Below are 20058 nucleotides of genomic sequence, written 5' to 3' on the forward strand. Positions count from 1 at the left end.
TTGAAGTCCCTATGCCCTCGACCCTGAGTAAACCCCTGGCACCTTCCTGGGTCAGCCGATTCAAAGAACAGAGCCTGGAGCGTGGCCGCCGCTACGCGCTGGAGAATCGTGTCAGGATCGTCGAGGTCGGAGACGCCACGATCACTGCGGCGTGCGAAGGCTCTGGCGGTAATGTGTACCGTCAGACCATTCGCCTGCGCGAGTCAGCCAAAGCCACCTTGCTGATGGTCGATGCCACCTGCACCTGCCCGGTTCACAGCAACTGCAAACATTGCGCGGCGGTGTTGCTTAAAGTCCAGGAAACACTGGCCTACCCCGCAGCTGCCCAAGACGCCGACCTGCTGGAAAAACTTCAGGCCGTGCTGGAAAACCGCGGACCGAAAGCGCCTCCGCAAGTGCTTGTGGATAACGTGCAACCGGTGCCTCGCCTGTGGCTGGCGAGTGTCGAGTTCAGTGCTTTCGAACCACGCAACGGCAAAATGCAGCGTTACATTCAGCATCGCGCCGCCCTGTCGTTCAGCTATCTGGATGAGTACGTTGCCGGGCAGAAGAACACTGACATCCTGATCCGCCAGGAAACCCAGACGCTGCGGATAAAACGCCACCCGGATGTGGAACAAACCTACAGGGAACAGCTGCGAATCCTCGGCTTCAAAATCGCCACCCGGCAAAGCAAGGCCTTGCCGGAAAGTGCCGGTGAGCTCTACGAGATGGTCAACGACAGCGCCTGGCTGACGTTCACGCTCAACGAGTTGCCGAAGCTGCGCACTCAGGGCTGGGAGTTGCAGATCGATGAGGATTTCGGTTTCGACCTGACCGCTGTGGACGACTGGTACGCCACCGTCGAGCAAGCACCGGAGCGCGACTGGTTTGATCTGGAGTTGGGGATCATTGTTAACGGTGAGCGCCTGAGTTTGCTGCCGATCCTGTTGAATCTGATGCGCTCGCACACTGAAATCCTCAACCCGGAGCGCCTCGCACGACGTCGCGACGACGAGCTGATTCTGGTGAACATCCCCAATCGGCCGAACTCCGAACACGGTCCGCTGCAAGTTGCCCTGCCCTTCGGCCGCTTGAAACCAGTGTTGGCGACGCTCGGCGAGTTCTATCTGCAGGAGCCCGGCGAAACCACCCTACGTTTGAGCAAGGCGGACGCCACGCGCTTGAATCCGCTGGAAGACTTGCCGCTGCTCTGGGAAGGCGGCGAACAGATCCGAACGTTTGCCCAACGCTTGCGCGACATCAAGGACTACACCGCCACTGCACCAGAAGGTTTGAACGCGACGTTGCGTCCTTATCAGCTGGAAGGTTTGAGCTGGATGCAGTCGCTACGGCAATTGGAAGTCGGCGGGATTCTCGCGGACGACATGGGCCTGGGCAAAACCCTACAAACCCTGGCGCATGTTCTCACTGAAAAAGCGGCTGGACGCCTCGATCGGCCCTGCATGGTGGTGATGCCCACCAGCCTGATCCCGAACTGGCTCGACGAAGCGGCGCACTTCACGCCGCAACTCAAAGTGCTGGCACTGTACGGTGCCAGTCGCAAAAAGCATTTCGACCAGTTGGCTGACTACGACCTGATCCTGACCACGTATGCGTTGCTGCCCAAGGACGTCGAACGCCTGGCCGCGCAGCCGTTGCACGTGCTGGTGCTGGATGAAGCCCAGTACATCAAGAACCCCAATAGCAAGGCGGCCCAGGCAGCCCGCGAGCTGAACGCACGCCAGCGTTTGTGCCTGAGCGGCACACCGCTGGAAAACCACCTCGGCGAGCTGTGGTCGCTGTTCCACTTCTTGCTGCCCGGTTGGCTGGGCGACGTGAAAAGCTTCAACCGCGATTACCGGGTGCCGATTGAAAAGCGTGCCAGTGAAGTCAGACTTCAGCACCTCAATGGCCGGATCAAACCGTTCCTTTTGCGTAGGACCAAGGAACAGGTCGCGACGGAATTACCGCCGAAGACCGAGATCATTCACTGGGTCGAACTCAACGAAGCCCAGCGCGATGTGTATGAAACCATGCGCCTGGCGATGGACAAGAAAGTCCGCGACGAGATCACCCGCAAAGGGGTGGCGCGCAGCCAGATCATCATTCTGGAGGCGCTGCTGAAACTGCGTCAGGTGTGCTGTGATTTACGCCTGGTCAACGATGCCGTACTGCCGACGCGTGGCAGCACATCAGGCAAGCTCGACAGCCTGATGGAAATGCTTGATGAATTGTTTGAAGAAGGTCGACGGATTCTGTTGTTCTCGCAGTTCACGTCGATGCTGGCGCTTATCGAAGTCGAACTGAAGAAACGCGGCGTCGAGTATGCACTGCTGACGGGACAAACCCGCGACCGACGCGCACCCGTGAAGGACTTTCAGAGCGGCAAGCGTCAGATTTTTCTGATCAGCCTGAAGGCTGGTGGTGTTGGCTTGAACCTGACCGAAGCGGATACGGTGATCCACTACGATCCGTGGTGGAACCCGGCGACGGAAAATCAGGCGACTGACCGGGCGTATCGTATCGGCCAGGAGAAACCGGTATTCGTCTACAAGATGATTGCCCGAGGCACGGTGGAAGAGAAGATTCAGCATCTGCAGAAAGAAAAATCCGACCTGGCGGCTGGCGTACTGGATGGACGCAAGACCGGGGACTGGAAGTTGCAGAGTGATGATATTGAAGCGTTGTTTGCGCCGTTGCCGGATAAGCTCGAAAAGCGCTGAAATTTGCGTTGCCGGTTTCATAGCCATCGCGGGCAAGCCACGCTCCCACAGGAAATCACTGAATCTGTGGGAGCGCGGCTTGCCCGCGATGGAGTCAACTCGGTGTAAAGGCTGACTTACCCCTTCAACACCCGCGCCAACGTCGACTTCACCTTCCCCATCCCGTCATGCAACGCCTGCTCGATCTCGGCCATGGTAATCACCGCCGTCGACTTACCTGCTGCCGGATTCACCACCAACGCCAGGCACGCGTAATCCAGTTCCAGCTCACGCGCGAGTGCCGCTTCCGGCATGCCGGTCATACCGACAATGTCGCAGCCATCACGCTCAAGTCGCGCGATTTCAGCAACGGTTTCCAGCCGAGGGCCCTGGGTGCAGGCATACACGCCATGACTGCTGTAACCCACGCTTTCAGCCGCCAGCGCCGCGATCAACTGCTGACGCAACGGTTCGCTGTAGGGATAGCTGAAGTCGATGTGGGTGACGTGCTCCAGATCATCGGCGAAATAGGTGTGTTCACGGCCACTGGTATAGTCGATCAGCTGATGCGGCACGCAAAAATGCCCGGTGCCCATCGCCGCATGAATGCCGCCCACGGCGTTGACCGCGAGAATCGCTTCGGCGCCGGCCTGCTTCAATGCCCAGAGGTTGGCGCGGTAGTTCACCTGATGCGGCGGCAAACGGTGCGGATGACCATGACGCGCGAGGAACAGCACTTCCTTACCGGCGTATTCGCCGATATGAACCTCGGCCGAAGGCGGACCATAAGGAGTGTCCACCGCCAGTGACTGACGAATGCTCAGGCCTTCGAGTTGAGTCAGGCCGGTGCCACCGATAATCGCGTAAACCGTCATAACGTAAAGTCCTTATTCAATCAGTTGAGCGTCTTTGAGCGCACCGACAGCCGCCAGCCAGCGCGGGTTCTGCCGGTATTCGGTATTGGCGTAGGACTGGCCGCGCATCCGCGCAATTCGCTCCGACGGCTTGACCTTCAGGCGCTGGGCAGCGCTCAGCGCCAATTCCGCAGCGGCGCGGTCGTTGCAAACCAAGCCCATGTCGCAGCCAGCGGTTAACGCAGCTTCGATACGGCTGGCGGCATCGCCCACCACATGGGCGCCGGCCATCGACAGGTCGTCGCTGAAGATCACGCCATCGAATTGCAACTCGCCGCGCAGGATGTCCTGCAACCAGCGCCGGGAGAAGCCGGCAGGCTGGGAGTCGACTTGTGGATAAATCACGTGAGCCGGCATGACAGCGGCCAATTGCTTGCTCAGTTTGGCGAACGGCACCAGGTCATTGGCGCGAATCTCGTCGAGGCTGCGCTCATCATTCGGAATGGCGACGTGGGAATCAGCTTCGGCCCAGCCATGACCGGGAAAATGCTTGCCGGTGGCCGCCATGCCGGCGCTGTTCATGCCGCGGATGAATGCGCCGGCCAAAAGTGCTGCGCGCTCGGGATCACCTTCAAATGAACGGGTGCCGACGACGGCACTGCGTTGATAATCCAGATCCAGCACCGGGGCAAAACTCAGGTCGAGGCCGACGGCCAGCACTTCGGTGGCCATGATCCAGCCACATTGCTCGGCCAGGTATTCAGCGTTCGGATTGTCGGCGATGGCACGCATGGCTGGCAGGCGCACGAAACCTTGGCGCAAACGCTGAACGCGGCCGCCCTCCTGATCCACCGCCAGCAACAGATCGGGACGAATGGCACGAATCGCGGCGCTCAACTCGCGCACCTGGCGCGGAGTTTCGATGTTACGAGCGAAAATGATCAGGCCGCCCACTTCGGGCTGGCGCAACAATTGGCGATCTTCAGCCGTCAGCCAGGTACCGGCGACGTCCACCATCAACGAGCCTTGCAGGCCAGCAGTCATAGAGATTCCTTGATAACGAGAAACCCGGCCCGCACGTATTCGCCGCCATGGGCGATGCCCGGCAGGTCGGCGATACGAATGGGGAACGGGTTCAGAACGAGAGTCGGCATGGGCGGCTAGCTTAGCGGATGTCAGCTGCCGCGCCCACCCGTGTGCGGTTAAACCTTGGCGCCAGCCGGGACTGATTTGCTACGTGGACGCAGCTGAGCGGTGGCCATGGCGGTGTCGGTCACGCCGGTTTCCGCACGCATGCCTGCGGCCAGGAACGGCACCATCAGGCGCATCACTTGCTCAATGGAGGTGTTGACGCCGAAATCGGTCTCGGCAATCGCGCGCAAGGCCTTGATCCCCGACATGCTGAACGCCGCAGCGCCGAGCATGAAGTGCACGCGCCAGAACAGTTCGATCGGCGGAATGCGCGGCGCGGCTTCGTTGACCAGCATCATGTAGCGGCGGAACACCTTGCCGTACATGTCTTCCAGGTAACGGCGCAAGTGGCCTTGGCTCTGACTGAATGCCAGACCCAACAGACGCATGAAGATAGAGAGATCGTTGCCGCTGCGTGGCTGTACCACCAGGGCTTGCTCGACGAGGATTTCCAGCAGTTCTTCGAGGGTCGGCTTGTTTTCAGGCTTGGCCTGACGCCGCTCCAGCTCTTTATCAAGGCTCAGGCAGAACGGTCCGAGGAAGCGCGAAAAGACCGCCTGGATCAGCGCCTTCTTGGAGCCGAAGTGATAGTTCACCGCCGCCAGATTGACACCGGCCTTGCTGGTGATCAGACGCAATGAGGTTTCAGCGAAACCTTTTTCCGCGAACAACTGCTCGGCAGCATCAAGAATGCGTTCAACGGTTTCCGACTGGGCCATGGCTACTCCGCCTGACAAACACTTGTTTGAAACATACGTTTCAGCCTGTGTATTGTCAAGCTTGGCCGTTCGTTTTGGGAATGGTCGGTCAGCTATTTAACCATACAACGGCAAAGCTTCAATCAGCGGGTCGCTCGACCGTCCGGCGGTCGATAAAAAAAGGGGCATTGCCAAGACGCTTCCACTGTATATAATCCCAGTCACTGTATAAAAAGACAGAGCGACCAAAATGCTAAAGCTGACGCCACGCCAAGCAGAGATTCTGGCCTTCATCAAACGCTGCCTCGAAGACAACGGCTACCCGCCGACTCGCGCGGAAATCGCTCAGGAACTGGGCTTCAAATCACCCAACGCAGCGGAAGAACACCTTAAGGCACTGGCCCGCAAAGGCGCCATCGAGATGACCCCGGGCGCTTCCCGTGGCATTCGTATTCCAGGTTTCGAAGCCAAGGCTGATGAATCCACCCTGCCGATCATTGGTCGAGTGGCTGCCGGCGCTCCCATTCTGGCCCAGCAGCACATCGAAGAGTCCTGCAACATCAACCCTGCTTTCTTCCATCCGCGCGCCGACTATTTACTGCGCGTTCATGGCATGAGCATGAAGGATGTCGGTATTTTCGACGGCGACCTGCTGGCCGTACACACCACGCGTGAAGCCCGTAACGGCCAGATCGTGGTCGCACGTATCGGCGATGAAGTGACGGTCAAGCGCTTCAAGCGTGATGGCAGCAAGGTCTGGTTGATTGCCGAAAACCCTGAATTTGCCCCTATCGAAGTGAACCTGAAAGATCAGGAACTGGTGATTGAAGGCTTGAGTGTCGGCGTGATTCGCCGCTAAAGGAGGCTTTATGCAGTTCCCACACACATCACAGCAAGCCCAACTGCCACTGTTCGAGGCATTCATGGCGCAACCCCTGGCGCCGATCCTGAAAGACGTGGTCGAGTCGCCGTGGAGCGCTGAGCCCGAAGTCTTCAGTGAGCTGTCGCTACGTGGTGCAGCGGGAAACTGCCTGAACCTTCTGGCACCGATTCTCAGGGAATTGAGCCAAGACCAGGACGCACGCTGGCTGACACTGATTGCCCCACCAGCGAGCCTGACCCAGGCCTGGCTGCGGGACGCCGGCCTCAATCGCGAACGCATTCTGCTGCTGCAACCTCGCGGTACCCAAAGCGCTCAGCAGTTGACCTGCGAAGCCTTGCGCCTGGGCCGCAGCCACACAGTGGTCAGCTGGCTCAACCCATTGAACACAACATCACGGCAACAGTTGATCAGCGCCGCCCGGACCGGGGACGCACAGAGCTTGAACATTCGATTGGGTTAACAGAGAAACAATGCGCACCTTGATCTGCGCAAGGCTTCTCCAAGGATAGAGAAGCCGACCTGTAGCGGTACCCGTAAAAACCGACGGGCGGGATCAATGAAGGACGCGAGTTCCCTGATCCTTTTCAAATTCGCCTTCAACCAGGCGTCCCGCCATCTGAACGCCGACGCTCAACATCGCCTTGGCGACTTCCACGTACTGGCCTTGCAGGAACGCCTTGGCATCCTCGGAGAAATCCAAAGTAACCAGAGAACCCTCGTCCTCGGCCCTGCGCAGCTCGATACGGCCGTCTGGTAACTCGACAATTTCTAGAAAGGACGTTGGCATAAAGGTCTGTTCTCCACGAAAGGCGGGGATTATATAGGCATCGGTCAGGCTTCGCTCAGCAAGTTGACCAGATGTCATGGCAATGAAATATCTTTTTGCACTCATCCCTGAGCGGACACCCTGTCGGGGCATCCGTCTTTACGCTTAATCCTTCAGCACTCGTTCAATCCTTCGCGAAACCGGATCGCCAGACCTTTCAGGTTCTGACGCCAGCTTTCCAGCTCTTCCCGGCTCAATTCTTCAGGCGCCTCTTCTGCATCCAGGTTAACGGCCAGGATCAGCGGCTGAGTCACGTCGCCTTTAGGCTTGTGCGGCGCGCGCGGCGGTTGAAACAACGCCGCATGGGCCGCCAGCAATTTGGCCAACCAGGTTTCAGGGTTTTGCGCGAGCTCGACCATCTCCGCCATTTCAGGAATCGCGATGGCTTCGAGGACTTCGCGAGTCAGCAACAACTCAGCCCGAGGCGCATTGGCCTGTGGCAAGCGATAGAACCCGGCGATTTCATGGCACAGCCCCAGCAAGGCACCGTACAGGTGAAACAACGCCGATTCGCGCCCCGCCTGGATCAGCGCCAGCGAGTTCATTGCCCGCCCCTCTTCTGCCTTGGTGAGCGCTTCCAGCGACAGGCCGGCGAAATAAATCTTCTGATTGGTACGGGTATAAAGTTCGTGGGCCATGACGGCAGCCTCCACAACGAAATAATTGCTTCACGCAGGTCAGACAGTGTCGTGGATCACCCGCGGCGACCGCAAGCACAAAACAAAAAGGCCGCATGAAAACCCGAGGGTTGTCATGCGGCCTTTTGTGTACTGCTCTATTTAAGCCTTGGCTGCCGGACGCTTGTCTTCAACCGTCCACTTGCCGCCGTCGTAGTACGCCTTCCAGCCAGTCGGCTTACCGTCGACTTCTGTCTGCACATACTGCTCTTTGGTCTTGCGGCTGTAACGGATCACGGAAGGGAGACCGTCCGGATCTTTCTTCGGCGCTTCACAGAGGAAGTGGTACTTCGGATCGATCTCATCCTTGTGCGGCACAATTTCCATGACCAGCGGAGCACGAGTCTCGCGGTTTTTCGGGAATTGGCTGGCCGCCAGGAACAGGCCGGAAGCCCCGTCGCGCAGGATATAGGTGTCGTTGACCTTCTCGCATTTCAGCTCAGGCATCTTCACCGGGTCCATCTTCGGCGGCGCCGCGTCACCGCTCTTCAGCAGCTTGCGGGTGTTCTTGCAAGTCGGGTTGGTGCAACCGAAGAACTTGCCGAACCGGCCGGTCTTGAGCTGCATCTCGCTGCCGCACTTGTCACATTCCAGGCTCGGACCTTCATAGCCTTTGATGCGATAGGTGCCCTCTTCGATTTCGTAACCCGAGCAATCCGGGTTGTTACCGCAGATGTGCAGCTTGCGCTTCTCATCGAGCAGGTAAGCGTCCATCGCCGTGCTGCAGATCGGGCAGCGATGCTTGCCACGCAGCACCAGGGATTCCGATTCACCCTCGTCGTCCGCGGCAATTTCATCACCCGGCACCAGGTTGACGGTGGCCTTGCAGCGTTCTTTCGGCGGCAGGCTGTAACCCGAGCAGCCGAGGAACACGCCAGTCGACGCCGTACGAATCTGCATTGGACGGCCGCAGGTCAGGCACGGAATGTCGGTCATGACCGGCTGGTTGGCACGCATGCCGTTTTCGGCGCTTTCGGCTACTTCGAGTTTTTTCTTGAAGTCACCGTAGAACTCGTCCAGCACGTTTTTCCAGTCACGTTCACCCTGGGCCACGTCATCGAGGTTCTCTTCCATGCCGGCGGTGAAGCCGTAGTCCATGAGGTTGGAGAAGCTCTCGGACAGACGCTCGGTGACGATGTCACCCATCTTTTCCGAATAGAAACGACGGTTGTGCAGCGCGACGTAGCCGCGGTCCTGGATGGTCGAAATGATCGCCGCGTAGGTCGAAGGACGACCGATGCCGCGTTTTTCCATTTCTTTAACCAGGCTTGCTTCCGAGTAACGTGCAGGCGGCTTGGTGAAGTGCTGGGTCGGATCAAGCTTGATCAGCTTCATCGCGTCGCCCTGAGCCATGTCTGGCAGCACGTCGTCATCGCCCGGCTTGGCAATTTGCGGCATCACACGGGTGTAACCGTCGAACTTGAGGATGCGGCCCTTGGCACGCAGCTCGAAATCGCCGGCACCCACGGTGACGGTGGTCGACAGGTATTGCGCCGGCAGCATCTGGCAGGCGAGGAACTGGCGCCAGATCAGCTCGTAGAGCCGCTCTGCATCACGCTCCATGCCCGACAGCTTGCTTGGCTCGGTGTTGGCGTCGGAGGGACGAATCGCTTCGTGAGCCTCTTGTGCGCCTTCCTTGCTACTGTAGACGTTCGGGGTTTCCGGCAGGTACTTCTTGCCGAATTCGCCTTCGATATAAGTGCGCGCCATCGTCACGGCATCGGCCGAGAGGTTGGTGGAGTCGGTACGCATGTAAGTGATGTAGCCGGCTTCGTACAGACGCTGGGCCATCATCATGGTTTTCTTCACGCCGAAGCCCAGGCGGTTGCTCGCTGCCTGTTGCAGGGTGGACGTGATGAACGGAGCCGACGGCTTGCTGCTGGTCGGTTTGTCTTCGCGCTTGGCGATGCTGTAGCTGGAAGCTTTGAGCTTTTCCAGTGCAGCCATGGCCTGGGCTTCGTTAAGCGGCTTGAAGGCCTCGCCTTTCTCGCGCGCCACGTCAAAGCGCACAGTTGCGCCTTTGGCGGTGCCGAGGTCAGCGTGGACCTCCCAGTATTCTTCCGGATTGAACGCGCGGATTTCGCGTTCGCGCTCAACCACCAGTTTTACCGCAACCGACTGCACGCGACCGGCGGACAGGCCACGGGCGATCTTGGCCCACAGCAGAGGCGAAACCATGTAACCCACCACGCGGTCGAGGAAACGACGCGCCTGCTGGGCATTTACACGGTCAATGTCCAGCTCGCCCGGCTTGGAGAAGGCTTCCTGAATCGCCTTCTTGGTGATTTCGTTGAACACCACGCGCTTGTAGCGGCTGTCGTCACCACCGATGGCTTCGCGCAGGTGCCAGGCAATGGCTTCCCCCTCGCGGTCCAAGTCGGTTGCGAGATAGATGGTGTCAGCATCTTTGGCGAGCCGGCGCAGCTCTTCGATGACTTTTTCCTTGCCCGGGAGGATCTCGTACTTGGCTTTCCAGCCATGATCGGGATCGACACCCATGCGCGAGACCAGCTGCTTGCGCGCTTTCTCTTTCGGCGTGAGCACCGGACCTTCACCCGCGGCAGCCTTGCCGCGCTTGGCGGCTGGCTCTTTGCTGGCGCTAGCCGAACCGCTGGTGGGCAGGTCTCGGATATGGCCGATACTCGACTTCACCACGTATTGGTTACCCAGATACTTGTTGATGGTCTTGGCCTTAGCCGGGGATTCCACAATGACCAGCGATTTGCCCATGGATCAGAAAATTCCTGAATTCTAGAAGTGAAAGGCGGTTGGCGCCTGACGCGGCACCGCTATATATAGTGGCTACAAGGTGAGGTCAAGCGCAGGGTTTTGCGCGCACTCAACTTATGGCTACGAAAAAAGGCTCGGTTCGGCTTGCACCAAAGCAAAGCGTGGCACCTGTTCGCCGTCAACTTCGACCGACTCCAGGAACATGCTCAAGGGACGCACCCAAAAGCCGTAATCGCCATACAGGGCTTGGTAGAAGACCACTTCTTCTTCGGTTTCCGAATGCCGCGCGACACTGAATACGCGGTACTGCGGACCTTTGTAATGTTGGTAGAGCCCAGGTTGTATCGGCATGGTTTGGCCCTCACTCAAATCTTTTCAAAATAAAAACAAAAATAATTTCAGAAAAACAAAAACCGGGGCACTTGGCCCCGGCTTCCGTCAACGGATCGCTTAAACGCGTTCGAAGACGGTGGAGATGCCTTGGCCGAGACCAATGCACATGGTAGCCACCCCGAAGGTGCCGCCATTTTGCTTCATCACGTTCAACAGCGTGCCGGAGATACGTGCACCGGAGCAACCGAACGGGTGACCCAGGGCGATTGCGCCGCCGTGCAGGTTAACCTTCTCGTTCATCTTGTCGAGCACTTTCAGATCTTTCAGCACTGGCAGGGCCTGTGCGGCGAAAGCTTCGTTGAGCTCGAAGAAGTCGATATCGTTAATGCCAAGTCCCGCGCGCTTCAGTGCTTTTTGTGTAGCCGGTACTGGACCATAGCCCATGATTGCCGGATCCACACCTGCCACTGCCATCGAACGAATCACGGCCATAGGCTGGATGCCCAGGTCCTGAGCACGCTGCGCCGACATCACGATCATGCACGAGGCACCGTCGGTGATTTGCGACGAAGTACCTGCAGTCACGGTGCCGCCCTTCGGATTGAACGCTGGCTTCAGAGCCGCCAGGCTTTCCAGGGTGGTTTCCGGACGAATGGTTTCGTCGTAATCGAACAGTTTCAGGAAACCGTTCTCGTCGTAGCCCTGCATCGGGATGATTTCGTCTTTGAACTTGCCTTCCAGGGTCGCCTTGTGGGCGAGCTGGTGGGAGCGCACGCCGAAAGCGTCCTGTTGTTCGCGAGTGATGCCGTGCATTTTGCCCAGCATTTCAGCGGTCAGGCCCATCATGCCCGAGGCTTTCGCCGCGTACAGAGACATGTGCGGGTTCGGATCGACACCGTGCATCATGCTCACGTGGCCCATATGCTCGACGCCGCCGACGACGAACACGTCACCGTTGCCGGTCATGATCGCTTGCGCAGCAGTGTGCAGCGCGCTCATCGACGAGCCACACAGGCGGCTGACGGTCTGACCGGCAGCAGTGTGCGGGATCTGAGTCATCAGGGACGCCATGCGCGCGATGTTCCAGCCCTGTTCCAGGGTCTGGTTTACGCAGCCCCAGATCACGTCTTCGACTTCGCTCGGGTCAACCTTGACGTTGCGTTCCAGCAATTTGCTGATCAGGTGCGCCGACATGTCTTCGGCGCGGGTGTTGCGGTGCATGCCGCCCTTGGAGCGGCCCATCGGAGTACGACCGAAGTCGACAATCACGACGTCTCTTGGATTCAAGCTCATAAAATTTCACTCTCGCTCAAGTGTTGGGACGCTTAACCGAAGAACCGTTGGCCGGTTTTGGCCATTTCACGCAGTTTTGCGGTCGGGTGGTACAGCGCGCCCAAATCAGCGTACTGGTCAGCCAGGGCAACGAACTCGGCAACACCGATCGAATCGATGTAGCGCAGCGCACCGCCACGGAATGGAGGGAAACCAATACCGTAGACCAGACCCATGTCGGCTTCGGCAGCGGTTTCGACGATGCCGTCTTCCAGGCAACGCACGGTTTCCAGGCACAGCGGGATCATCATCCAGTTGATGATGTCTTCGTCAGTGACTTCGCGCTGCTCGTAAACGATCGGCTTGAGCACTTCCAGCACCGATGGGTCGGCGACTTTCTTCTGCTTGCCGCGCTTGTCAGTCTCGTAGGCGTAGAAGCCCTTGCCGTTCTTCTGGCCCAGGCGTTTGGCTTCGTAGAGCACGTCGATCGCGGTACGGCGGTCGTCTTTCATGCGGTCCGGGAAGCCCTCAGCCATTACGTCACGACCGTGGTGACCGGTGTCGATGCCGACCACGTCCATCAGGTACGCCGGGCCCATTGGCCAGCCGAATTTTTCCATGACCTTGTCAATACGGACGAAGTCCACACCGGCGCTGACCAGTTTGGCGAAACCGCCGAAGTACGGGAACAGTACACGGTTGACCAGGAAGCCCGGGCAGTCGTTAACGACGATCGGGTTCTTGCCCATTTTCTTGGCGTAGGCAACGGTGGTGGCAACAGCCAGCTCGCTGGACTTCTCGCCACGGATCACTTCAACCAGCGGCATCATGTGCACAGGGTTGAAGAAGTGCATGCCGACGAAGTTTTCCGGACGCTTGAGGGCTTTTGCCAGCAAGGTGATGGAAATGGTCGAGGTGTTGGACGCGAGGATGGTGTCCTCTTTGACCTTGTCTTCGACTTCAGCCAGTACGGCTTGCTTGACCTTAGGATTTTCGACGACCGCTTCAACCACCAGGTCCACGTGACCGAAATCACCGTAGGACAGGGTCGGACGAATGCCGTTGAGCACTTCAGCCATTTTTGCGGCGGTCATGCGACCTTTATCAACGCGGCCGACCAGCAGCTTGGCGGCTTCAGCCAGGCCTTGCTCGATGCCGTGCTCATTGATGTCCTTCATCAGGATCGGCGTCCCTTTGGAGGCCGACTGATAAGCGATACCGCCACCCATGATGCCGGCGCCCAATACGGCAGCCTGCTTCACGTCTTTGGCGATTTCGTCGTAGGCCTTGGCTTTTTTCTTCAGTTCCTGATCGTTCAGGAACAGACCGATCAAGCTCTGCGCGGCAGAGGTCTTGGCCAGTTTGACGAAACCGGCGGCTTCAACTTCCAGCGCTTTGTCGCGACCGAAGTTCGCGGCTTTCTGGATGGTCTTGATCGCCTCAACCGGTGCCGGGTAGTTCGGGCCAGCCTGACCGGCTACGAAACCTTTGGCGGTTTCGAAAGCCATCATTTGTTCGATTGCGTTCAGCTTCAGCTTTTCCAGCTTCGGTTGACGCTTGGCCTTGTAGTCAAACTCGCCGGAGATGGCGCGTTTGATCAGTTCCAGGGCCGCTTCCTGCAGTTTCTCAGGGGCAACCACTGCGTCCACTGCGCCGACTTTCAGCGCGTCTTCAGGACGGTTTTCTTTGCCTGCAGCAATCCACTCGATGGCGTTGTCGGCACCGATCAGGCGCGGCAGACGCACAGTGCCGCCGAAGCCCGGGTAGATGCCCAGCTTGACTTCCGGCAGACCGATCTTGGCCTTGGTGGACATGACGCGGTAGTCCGCCGCCAGGCACATCTCCAGACCGCCACCCAGGGCGATACCGTTGATCGCGGCGACAGTCGGGACGTTGAGGTCTTCGAAATCGCTGAAAATCTTGTTGGCTTCCAGATTGCCAGCAACCAGCTCGGCATCAGGCAGCTTGAAATTTTCGACAAATTCGGTGATGTCGGCGCCGACGATGAACACGTCCTTGCCACTGCTGACGATCACGCCCTTGATCGAAGCATCTGCCTTGATGGTGTCCACAGCCTGACGCAGTTCGTTCAGGGTTAGACGGTTGAACTTGTTGACGGACTCACCCTTGAGGTCGAATTTCAATTCGACGATGCCACTTTCAAGAGCCTTAACCGTGATGGCTTTACCTTCGTAAATCATCAACTGATCTCCACGATATGGAAGCTGAACAGTACACGTCGGACGCAGGCGAATGGCTCGGCAGGACGTTAAACGTCAATGCTACGCCAATCCACCCGGCACACCCTCCAACGCGATAGTCGGGATTCTGTAGGAGCGATCTGAAATACAAACGCTCAATTCATACGCCCGTTTGATTTGGGTACGCCACCTTCACGGAATTTCCGACAATTGTCAATCGCCCAAAATACGGGTTGAAACGCGACTTTGCGGTCACTTCCGTACTGCGAAGATCTTCAACACGCAGATGCATGTGAACTCATTCATAGAATCAATAGTTAGAAAAGTCGCCCTAATTCGCTGCAGCCCGCGTTTAACAAGCTACGCTGGCATGAACCTGAAGAAAAAAGATGAACGCGCTGGGTGAATGTCCGGCGTAAGATCAGCCCTACAGCGAATTACCGGCCTGCCTGGCCAACCCCAGCCCGATGATGATGTCGGGCTTTTTATTGCCTGTCTGTCAGACCCGTCGCGCCATTGCAGCGCGAAATATCCTTACTTTACGCCAGCGCTTTCAGCACCGCGTCAATGTCCTGCAAAACAGTCGCCTCGCCCTTCTCGCCCCAATACAAGGTAACCATTTGCTTGTCCGCCTCGATCTTGTAGACGTTGGCTGGCAATTTTTCAAAATGATTGAGCAACGCTCGATCCTCGCAAACCTCCTGCCACTGATTCACCCATACGCCTGGTGATTTTTGCCAGTAGCTCCAGCATGCAGGCTGATTGCCACGGCGTGGCCGATGGTACTGCGCACACGGGCTCGGCGGCTCCTGGCTCAGCCAGTGCGGCCATTCCTGAGGCGCCAGCTGCATGGCCAGGCCCATGCGTCGTGCCTCCATGCGCAGGGCCATGCGCCCGCTCTGACCACGTGACGGTCGCAACCATGCCAGCGGACTCAGCACCACCAGCAGGATTGACACCACTATCCAGACCGTCATATCTGTACTCCCGATTCTTGATGGGCGCTTTGGGTCACTCTGGAACCATTGCGCTTGAAACCAGCCATACTTACCAATATTGCAATCCTCAGGAGGAGCACCTCATGCCCTACAACCATATTCTGGTCGCTGTAGATCTAACCGAAGAGTGCGACCCTGTAATCCACCGCGCTCGCGAGCTGGCGGTGAGCAACGGGGCGAAATTGTCCCTGGTGCACATTGTCGAGCCAATGGCCATGGCCTTTGGTGGCGACGTGCCGATGGACCTGTCACAACTGCAACAACAGCAGTTCGATCAGGCCAAGGAGCGCCTAGAGCGCCTGAAAGCCAAATACGCAGAGCTTGAAGGTGCCAACTGCCACCTGACCTATGGCCAGCCACGCCAGGAAATCCATCATTTCGCCAAGGAAAACCACTGCGACCTGATCGTGGTCGGCAGCCATGGCCGCCATGGCCTGGCGCTGCTGCTCGGGTCGACCGCCAATGATGTGCTGCACGGTGCACCTTGCGACGTACTGGCGGTACATCTGATCAAACGCTGAAACGCTCCCACATTTGATCTGCATCAGCCTGTAGCTCGCGTTACATATGAAAAGCCCGACGCTCATCACTGAACGCCGGGCTTTTTTTGTTACGGGATCAATCAGGCATCCAGCTCGGCCCAGCGCTCGACCATCACGTCCAGCTCGGCCTGCAACTGCTCCAGCTGCGCAATCACCGCGGCCGTCTCGGCAGCAGGACGCTGATAGAAACCGGCATCGGCCATTTGCGCTTCAACCGCCGTAATCTGCTGTTCCATGGCTTCGATCTGAGCCGGCAGCATTTCCAGCTCACGCTGATGCTTGTAGCTAAGCTTCTTCTTAGCCACCGGCGCTTCAGCAGCTGCAACGACAGGTGCTGCCTGCGCCGTTACAACCGCGGAGGTCAGGTCGGCCTTGCCGGATTTGCTCTCGGTCACGCCCAGCAGGCGCGGCGAACCGCCCTGACGCAGCCAGTCCTGATAACCACCGACGTACTCGCGAACCTTGCCTTCACCTTCGAAGACCAGGGTGCTGGTGACCACGTTGTCGAGGAATGCCCGGTCGTGACTGACCATCAGCACGGTGCCGTTGAAGGTCAGCAAGACCTCTTCCAGCAGTTCGAGGGTTTCAACATCGAGGTCGTTGGTCGGTTCGTCGAGGACCAGCAGGTTCGCCGGCTTGCTGAACAGCTTGGCCAGCAACAGACGGGCACGCTCACCACCGGACAGCGCCTTGACCGGCGTGCGGGCACGCTGCGGGCTGAACAGGAAGTCACCGAGGTAGCTCAGCACGTGACGGCTCTGACCATCGATATCGATGAAGTCGCGACCTTCGGCCACGTTGTCGATCACAGTCTTTTCCAGGTCCAGCTGATGGCGCAACTGGTCGAAATAGGCCACGTCGATGCGCGTCCCCTCTTCCACTGTGCCGCTGGTTGGTTGCAGACCACTGAGCATCAGCTTCAGCAGTGTGGTCTTGCCGGTACCGTTGGCGCCGAGCAGACCGATACGGTCGCCGCGCGTCAGGACCATCGAGAAATCCTTGATCAGGAACGGGCCACCCGGGTGAGCAAAGCTCACGTTCTCGAGGACCATCACCTGCTTGCCGGACTTGTCAGCGGTGTCCAGCTGAATGTTGGCCTTGCCGGTGCGCTCACGGCGCTCGCTGCGCTCGACGCGCAAAGCCTTCAATGCGCGGACGCGGCCTTCATTACGGGTGCGACGGGCCTTGATGCCCTGGCGGATCCAGACTTCTTCCTGGGCCAGCTTCTTGTCAAACAGCGCGTTGGCGGTTTCTTCAGCGGCCAGCGAAGCTTCTTTGTGCACCAGGAAACTGGCGTAGTCACCGTTCCAGTCGATCAGGCCACCGCGGTCCAGTTCGAGGATGCGCGTCGCAAGGTTTTGCAGGAATGAACGGTCGTGCGTGATGAACAGCACGGCGCCCTGGAAATCCTTCAGCGCTTCTTCGAGCCAGGCAATGGCACCGATGTCCAGGTGGTTGGTCGGTTCGTCGAGCAGCAGCAGGTCCGGTTCGGAGACCAGGGCCTGAGCCAGCAGGACGCGACGACGCCAGCCGCCGGACAATTCGGCGAGAGTCTTGTCGGCCGGCAACTGCAGACGGCTCAACGTACTGTCGACCAGTTGCTGCAAACGCCAGCCATCGCGGGCTTCGAGGTCATGCTGGACGTGCATCAGTTTGTCCAGGTCGGCGTCGGTGACGATGTTCTGGCTCAGGTGGTGATACTGCGCGAGCAGCTCGCCCACACCGTCCAGGCCCTCGGCAACCACGTCGAACACGGTCCGCTCGTCGGCCACCGGCAATTCTTGCGGCAATTCGCCAATCTTGAGGCCAGGTGCACGCCAAACGGAGCCCTCGTCGGGCTTCTGGTCGCCCTTGACGAGCTTCATCATGCTGGACTTGCCAGTGCCGTTGCGGCCGATGATGCACACCCGCTCACCACGGGCGATCTGCCAGGACACCTTGTCCAACAACGGCATAGCGCCGAAAGCAAGGGACACATCGCTGAATTTGAGCAGGGTCATGAGCTTCTCCAAAAACCGGGGGCGCATTCTACCTGACTTGAGGCTTCAGAAGGCCGGCAATTTCACTCTCGAAGCACTCTGCATAACAAATGTTACGAACTTGGGCTGACAGGCCTGCAAAGCTTTCGCCCGTTGCTGGCAAAAGGCTAAGCTACAGATTATTCAGTGCAGGTAATCCCGCACTTGTCTCATGATTTCTCTGCCCGGACGTCTCATGCGCAGTCGCCTTTTCAGTCTTTTATCTTGCTTGCTACTTTCTGCTACTGCCGTTCAATCAGCGCAGGCAGTGGACCTGTCCACCCAGCGCCAATATTACGATGAAGCCAAGCGCGCCCTGGCCAAAGGCGATACCGGTCCTTACTTTCGCTACAGCCAGGCCCTCAGTGATTACCCGCTGGAGCCGTACCTGGCCTATGACGAGTTGACCGCCCGTCTAAAAACCGCCAGCAATGCCGAAATCGAGAAATTCCTCGCCGACCACGGTGACCTGCCGCAAGCCAACTGGATGAAATTGCGTTGGTTGCGCTGGCTGGCCGACCGTGGCGACTGGGCGACCTTCGTCAAGTATTACGATCCCAAGCTCAATTTCACCGAACTGGACTGCCTGAATGCGCAGTATCAGATTGGCCACAACCAGAAGGCTGAAGGCTATGCCAACGCCAATAAGCTGTGGCTGACCGGCAAATCCCAGCCCGCCGCCTGCGACGCGTTGTTCGGGCAATGGGCTGCCGAAGGTCAACTGACCGAGCAAAAACGCTGGGAGCGCGCCAAGCTCGCCGCCCAGGCGCGCAATTATCCACTGGCCAACAGCCTGGTTAACGGCCTGACCACCCTCGCCCCTCGCGGACGACTGCTGATCGATGTGGCGCAAAAGCCCGAGCTGCTCAACCAGCCTTCGCGCTTCACCCCGGCTGACGAACCGATGTCCGACGTGGTCAGCCTTGGCCTGCGCCGCCTGGCCAAGCAGGACCCGGACAAGGCCATGGACTTGCTCGACGGTTATGCCAGCAGCATGCACTTCTCTCGCGATGAAAAAGTGGCGATCGCCCGGGAAATCGGCCTGACGCTGGCGCGACGCTATGACCCTCGTGCGCTTGATGTCATGACCAAGTACGACCCGGAACTGCGCGACAACACCGTGTCCGAATGGCGCCTGCGCCTGCTGCTTCGCCTGGCTCGCTGGGACGACGCCTATCAGCTGTCTCGCCGCTTGCCACAGGACCTGGCGACCACCAACCGCTGGCGCTACTGGCAGGCCCGCGCCCTTGAGCTGGCGCAGCCACAAAACCCGGAAGCGCAGACGCTGTACAAGAGCCTTGCCCGCGAACGTGATTTCTATGGCTTCCTTGCCGCCGACCGCTCGCAGCTACCGTACTCGCTACTCAACAAACCGCTGGTACTCAGCCAGGCCACCATCAATAAGGTGCGCAATACGCCAGGTATACGTCGAGCACTGGAGTTCCACGCCCGCGGGCAGGTCGTCGACGGTCGCCGCGAGTGGTATTACGTCAGTCGTCACTTCAACCGTGACGAAATGGTCGCCCAGGCGAAACTGGCCTATGACCTGAAATGGTATTTCCCGGCGATCCGCACCATCAGTCAGGCGCAGTACTGGGACGATCTGGACATCCGCTTCCCGATGGCCCACCGCGAAACCCTGGTCCGCGAAGCCAAAGTACGCGGCCTGCATTCCAGCTGGGTGTTCGCCATCACGCGCCAGGAAAGTGCTTTCATGGACGACGCCCGCTCAGGCGTCGGCGCCAGCGGCCTGATGCAACTGATGCCCGGCACCGCCAAGGAAACCGCACGCAAGTTCAGCATTCCGCTGGCCTCGCCGCAGCAAGTGATCGACCCGGACAAAAACATCCAGCTCGGCGCCGCGTACCTGAGCCAGGTCCATGCCCAGTTCAACGGCAACCGCGTCCTCGCCTCCGCCGCCTACAACGCCGGTCCCGGCCGCGTGCGCCAGTGGCTGCGCGGCGCAGACCACCTGAGCTTCGACGTCTGGGTGGAAAGCATCCCGTTCGACGAAACCCGTCAGTATGTGCAGAACGTGCTGTCGTATTCGGTGATCTACGGGCAGAAGCTCAACTCGCCACAGCCGCTGGTGGATTGGCATGAACGGTATTTTGATGATCAGTGATCCCGTTTTGACCCACTGACAAAAAA

General features: G+C 58.7%; 16 protein-coding genes. 5 read left to right on the plus strand and 11 right to left on the minus strand.

The genetic code is table 11. From position 1 onward, the window contains the following. Positions 1 to 11: 11 nt before the first annotated feature. Positions 12 to 2705 carry a DEAD/DEAH box helicase gene (locus H8F22_RS04260; RefSeq protein ID WP_027921681.1) on the plus strand — a complete coding sequence of 898 codons (2694 nt, stop codon included), beginning with the start codon at positions 12 to 14 and terminating at the stop codon, positions 2703 to 2705. 116 nt (positions 2706 to 2821) lie between these two features. Here the strand turns inward: H8F22_RS04260 and H8F22_RS04265 are convergent, their stop codons facing one another. The 3 genes from H8F22_RS04265 to H8F22_RS04275 all read right to left on the minus strand — a co-directional run bounded on the left by H8F22_RS04265 (position 2822) and on the right by H8F22_RS04275 (position 5448). Beyond that, a complete protein-coding gene (locus H8F22_RS04265) occupies positions 2822 to 3559 on the minus strand; it encodes an S-methyl-5'-thioinosine phosphorylase (RefSeq protein ID WP_027921682.1) in 738 nt (245 codons plus the stop codon). Positions 3560 to 3571: 12 nt separating this feature from the next. Beyond that, on the minus strand, positions 3572 to 4570 hold the full coding sequence (gene nagZ, locus H8F22_RS04270) for a beta-N-acetylhexosaminidase (protein ID WP_172825946.1): 999 nt from the start codon (positions 4568 to 4570) through the stop codon (positions 3572 to 3574). Positions 4571 to 4740: 170 nt separating this feature from the next. Next, entirely contained in the window at positions 4741 to 5448 is a 708-nt protein-coding gene (locus H8F22_RS04275) for a TetR/AcrR family transcriptional regulator (protein WP_059181302.1), read from the minus strand. Between the two features lie 229 nt (positions 5449 to 5677). On the opposite strand from H8F22_RS04275, the gene lexA reads away from it, so the two are divergent. Both lexA and sulA read left to right on the plus strand, forming a co-directional pair. Continuing rightward, positions 5678 to 6286 carry a transcriptional repressor LexA gene (lexA, locus tag H8F22_RS04280; RefSeq protein ID WP_007944149.1) on the plus strand — a complete coding sequence of 203 codons (609 nt, stop codon included), beginning with the start codon at positions 5678 to 5680 and terminating at the stop codon, positions 6284 to 6286. 10 nt (positions 6287 to 6296) lie between these two features. Beyond that, positions 6297 to 6770 carry an SOS-induced cell division inhibitor SulA gene (sulA, locus tag H8F22_RS04285; RefSeq protein WP_027921685.1) on the plus strand — a complete coding sequence of 158 codons (474 nt, stop codon included), beginning with the start codon at positions 6297 to 6299 and terminating at the stop codon, positions 6768 to 6770. Positions 6771 to 6863: 93 nt separating this feature from the next. Here sulA and H8F22_RS04290 read toward each other — a convergent pair whose 3' ends face one another. From H8F22_RS04290 to H8F22_RS04320, 7 genes are all read right to left on the minus strand, one after another. Further along, on the minus strand, positions 6864 to 7097 hold the full coding sequence (locus H8F22_RS04290; RefSeq protein ID WP_027921686.1) for a hypothetical protein: 234 nt from the start codon (positions 7095 to 7097) through the stop codon (positions 6864 to 6866). Between the two features lie 152 nt (positions 7098 to 7249). Next, entirely contained in the window at positions 7250 to 7774 is a 525-nt protein-coding gene (locus tag H8F22_RS04295; RefSeq protein WP_194939784.1) for a DUF6586 family protein, read from the minus strand. 141 nt (positions 7775 to 7915) lie between these two features. Next, complete coding sequence (gene topA / locus H8F22_RS04300; protein ID WP_027921688.1) at positions 7916 to 10543, minus strand: type I DNA topoisomerase; 2628 nt, start codon at positions 10541 to 10543, stop codon at positions 7916 to 7918. Between the two features lie 120 nt (positions 10544 to 10663). After that, positions 10664 to 10894, minus strand: coding sequence for a DUF1653 domain-containing protein (locus H8F22_RS04305; protein WP_027921689.1), 231 nt, complete (start codon positions 10892 to 10894; stop codon positions 10664 to 10666). A 99-nt stretch (positions 10895 to 10993) separates the two neighbouring features. Next, a complete protein-coding gene (gene fadA / locus H8F22_RS04310; protein ID WP_008007076.1) occupies positions 10994 to 12169 on the minus strand; it encodes an acetyl-CoA C-acyltransferase FadA in 1176 nt (391 codons plus the stop codon). 32 nt (positions 12170 to 12201) lie between these two features. Next, a complete protein-coding gene (fadB, locus tag H8F22_RS04315) occupies positions 12202 to 14349 on the minus strand; it encodes a fatty acid oxidation complex subunit alpha FadB (RefSeq protein ID WP_027921690.1) in 2148 nt (715 codons plus the stop codon). 539 nt (positions 14350 to 14888) lie between these two features. After that, on the minus strand, positions 14889 to 15326 hold the full coding sequence (locus H8F22_RS04320) for a hypothetical protein (RefSeq protein ID WP_027921691.1): 438 nt from the start codon (positions 15324 to 15326) through the stop codon (positions 14889 to 14891). A gap of 104 nt (positions 15327 to 15430) precedes the next feature. Between H8F22_RS04320 and H8F22_RS04325 the strand changes: the two genes are divergently transcribed. After that, positions 15431 to 15868, plus strand: a complete 438-nt coding sequence (locus H8F22_RS04325; protein ID WP_027921692.1) for a universal stress protein — start codon at positions 15431 to 15433, stop codon at positions 15866 to 15868. A 101-nt stretch (positions 15869 to 15969) separates the two neighbouring features. Here the strand turns inward: H8F22_RS04325 and H8F22_RS04330 are convergent, their stop codons facing one another. Continuing rightward, entirely contained in the window at positions 15970 to 17889 is a 1920-nt protein-coding gene (locus tag H8F22_RS04330; protein WP_194939785.1) for an ATP-binding cassette domain-containing protein, read from the minus strand. Between the two features lie 214 nt (positions 17890 to 18103). Between H8F22_RS04330 and H8F22_RS04335 the strand changes: the two genes are divergently transcribed. After that, positions 18104 to 20032 (plus strand): transglycosylase SLT domain-containing protein, encoded by a 1929-nt coding sequence (locus tag H8F22_RS04335; protein ID WP_027921694.1) that lies wholly within the window; start codon positions 18104 to 18106, stop codon positions 20030 to 20032. Positions 20033 to 20058 lie beyond the last annotated feature (26 nt).

It is taken from the genome of Pseudomonas mucoides, assembly GCF_015461845.1.
Classification (GTDB): domain Bacteria; phylum Pseudomonadota; class Gammaproteobacteria; order Pseudomonadales; family Pseudomonadaceae; genus Aquipseudomonas; species Aquipseudomonas mucoides.

Coding starts and splice junctions, on each gene's coding strand:
- H8F22_RS04260 (WP_027921681.1), top strand. CDS start 12: ATGCCCTCGACCCTGAGTAAACCCCTGGCACCTTCCTGGGTCAGCCGA.
- H8F22_RS04265 (WP_027921682.1), bottom strand. CDS start 3,559: ATGACGGTTTACGCGATTATCGGTGGCACCGGCCTGACTCAACTCGAA.
- H8F22_RS04275 (WP_059181302.1), bottom strand. CDS start 5,448: ATGGCCCAGTCGGAAACCGTTGAACGCATTCTTGATGCTGCCGAGCAG.
- lexA (WP_007944149.1), top strand. CDS start 5,678: ATGCTAAAGCTGACGCCACGCCAAGCAGAGATTCTGGCCTTCATCAAA.
- sulA (WP_027921685.1), top strand. CDS start 6,297: ATGCAGTTCCCACACACATCACAGCAAGCCCAACTGCCACTGTTCGAG.
- H8F22_RS04290 (WP_027921686.1), bottom strand. CDS start 7,097: ATGCCAACGTCCTTTCTAGAAATTGTCGAGTTACCAGACGGCCGTATC.
- H8F22_RS04295 (WP_194939784.1), bottom strand. CDS start 7,774: ATGGCCCACGAACTTTATACCCGTACCAATCAGAAGATTTATTTCGCC.
- topA (WP_027921688.1), bottom strand. CDS start 10,543: ATGGGCAAATCGCTGGTCATTGTGGAATCCCCGGCTAAGGCCAAGACC.
- H8F22_RS04305 (WP_027921689.1), bottom strand. CDS start 10,894: ATGCCGATACAACCTGGGCTCTACCAACATTACAAAGGTCCGCAGTAC.
- fadA (WP_008007076.1), bottom strand. CDS start 12,169: ATGAGCTTGAATCCAAGAGACGTCGTGATTGTCGACTTCGGTCGTACT.
- fadB (WP_027921690.1), bottom strand. CDS start 14,349: ATGATTTACGAAGGTAAAGCCATCACGGTTAAGGCTCTTGAAAGTGGC.
- H8F22_RS04320 (WP_027921691.1), bottom strand. CDS start 15,326: ATGACGGTCTGGATAGTGGTGTCAATCCTGCTGGTGGTGCTGAGTCCG.
- H8F22_RS04325 (WP_027921692.1), top strand. CDS start 15,431: ATGCCCTACAACCATATTCTGGTCGCTGTAGATCTAACCGAAGAGTGC.
- H8F22_RS04330 (WP_194939785.1), bottom strand. CDS start 17,889: ATGACCCTGCTCAAATTCAGCGATGTGTCCCTTGCTTTCGGCGCTATG.
- H8F22_RS04335 (WP_027921694.1), top strand. CDS start 18,104: ATGCGCAGTCGCCTTTTCAGTCTTTTATCTTGCTTGCTACTTTCTGCT.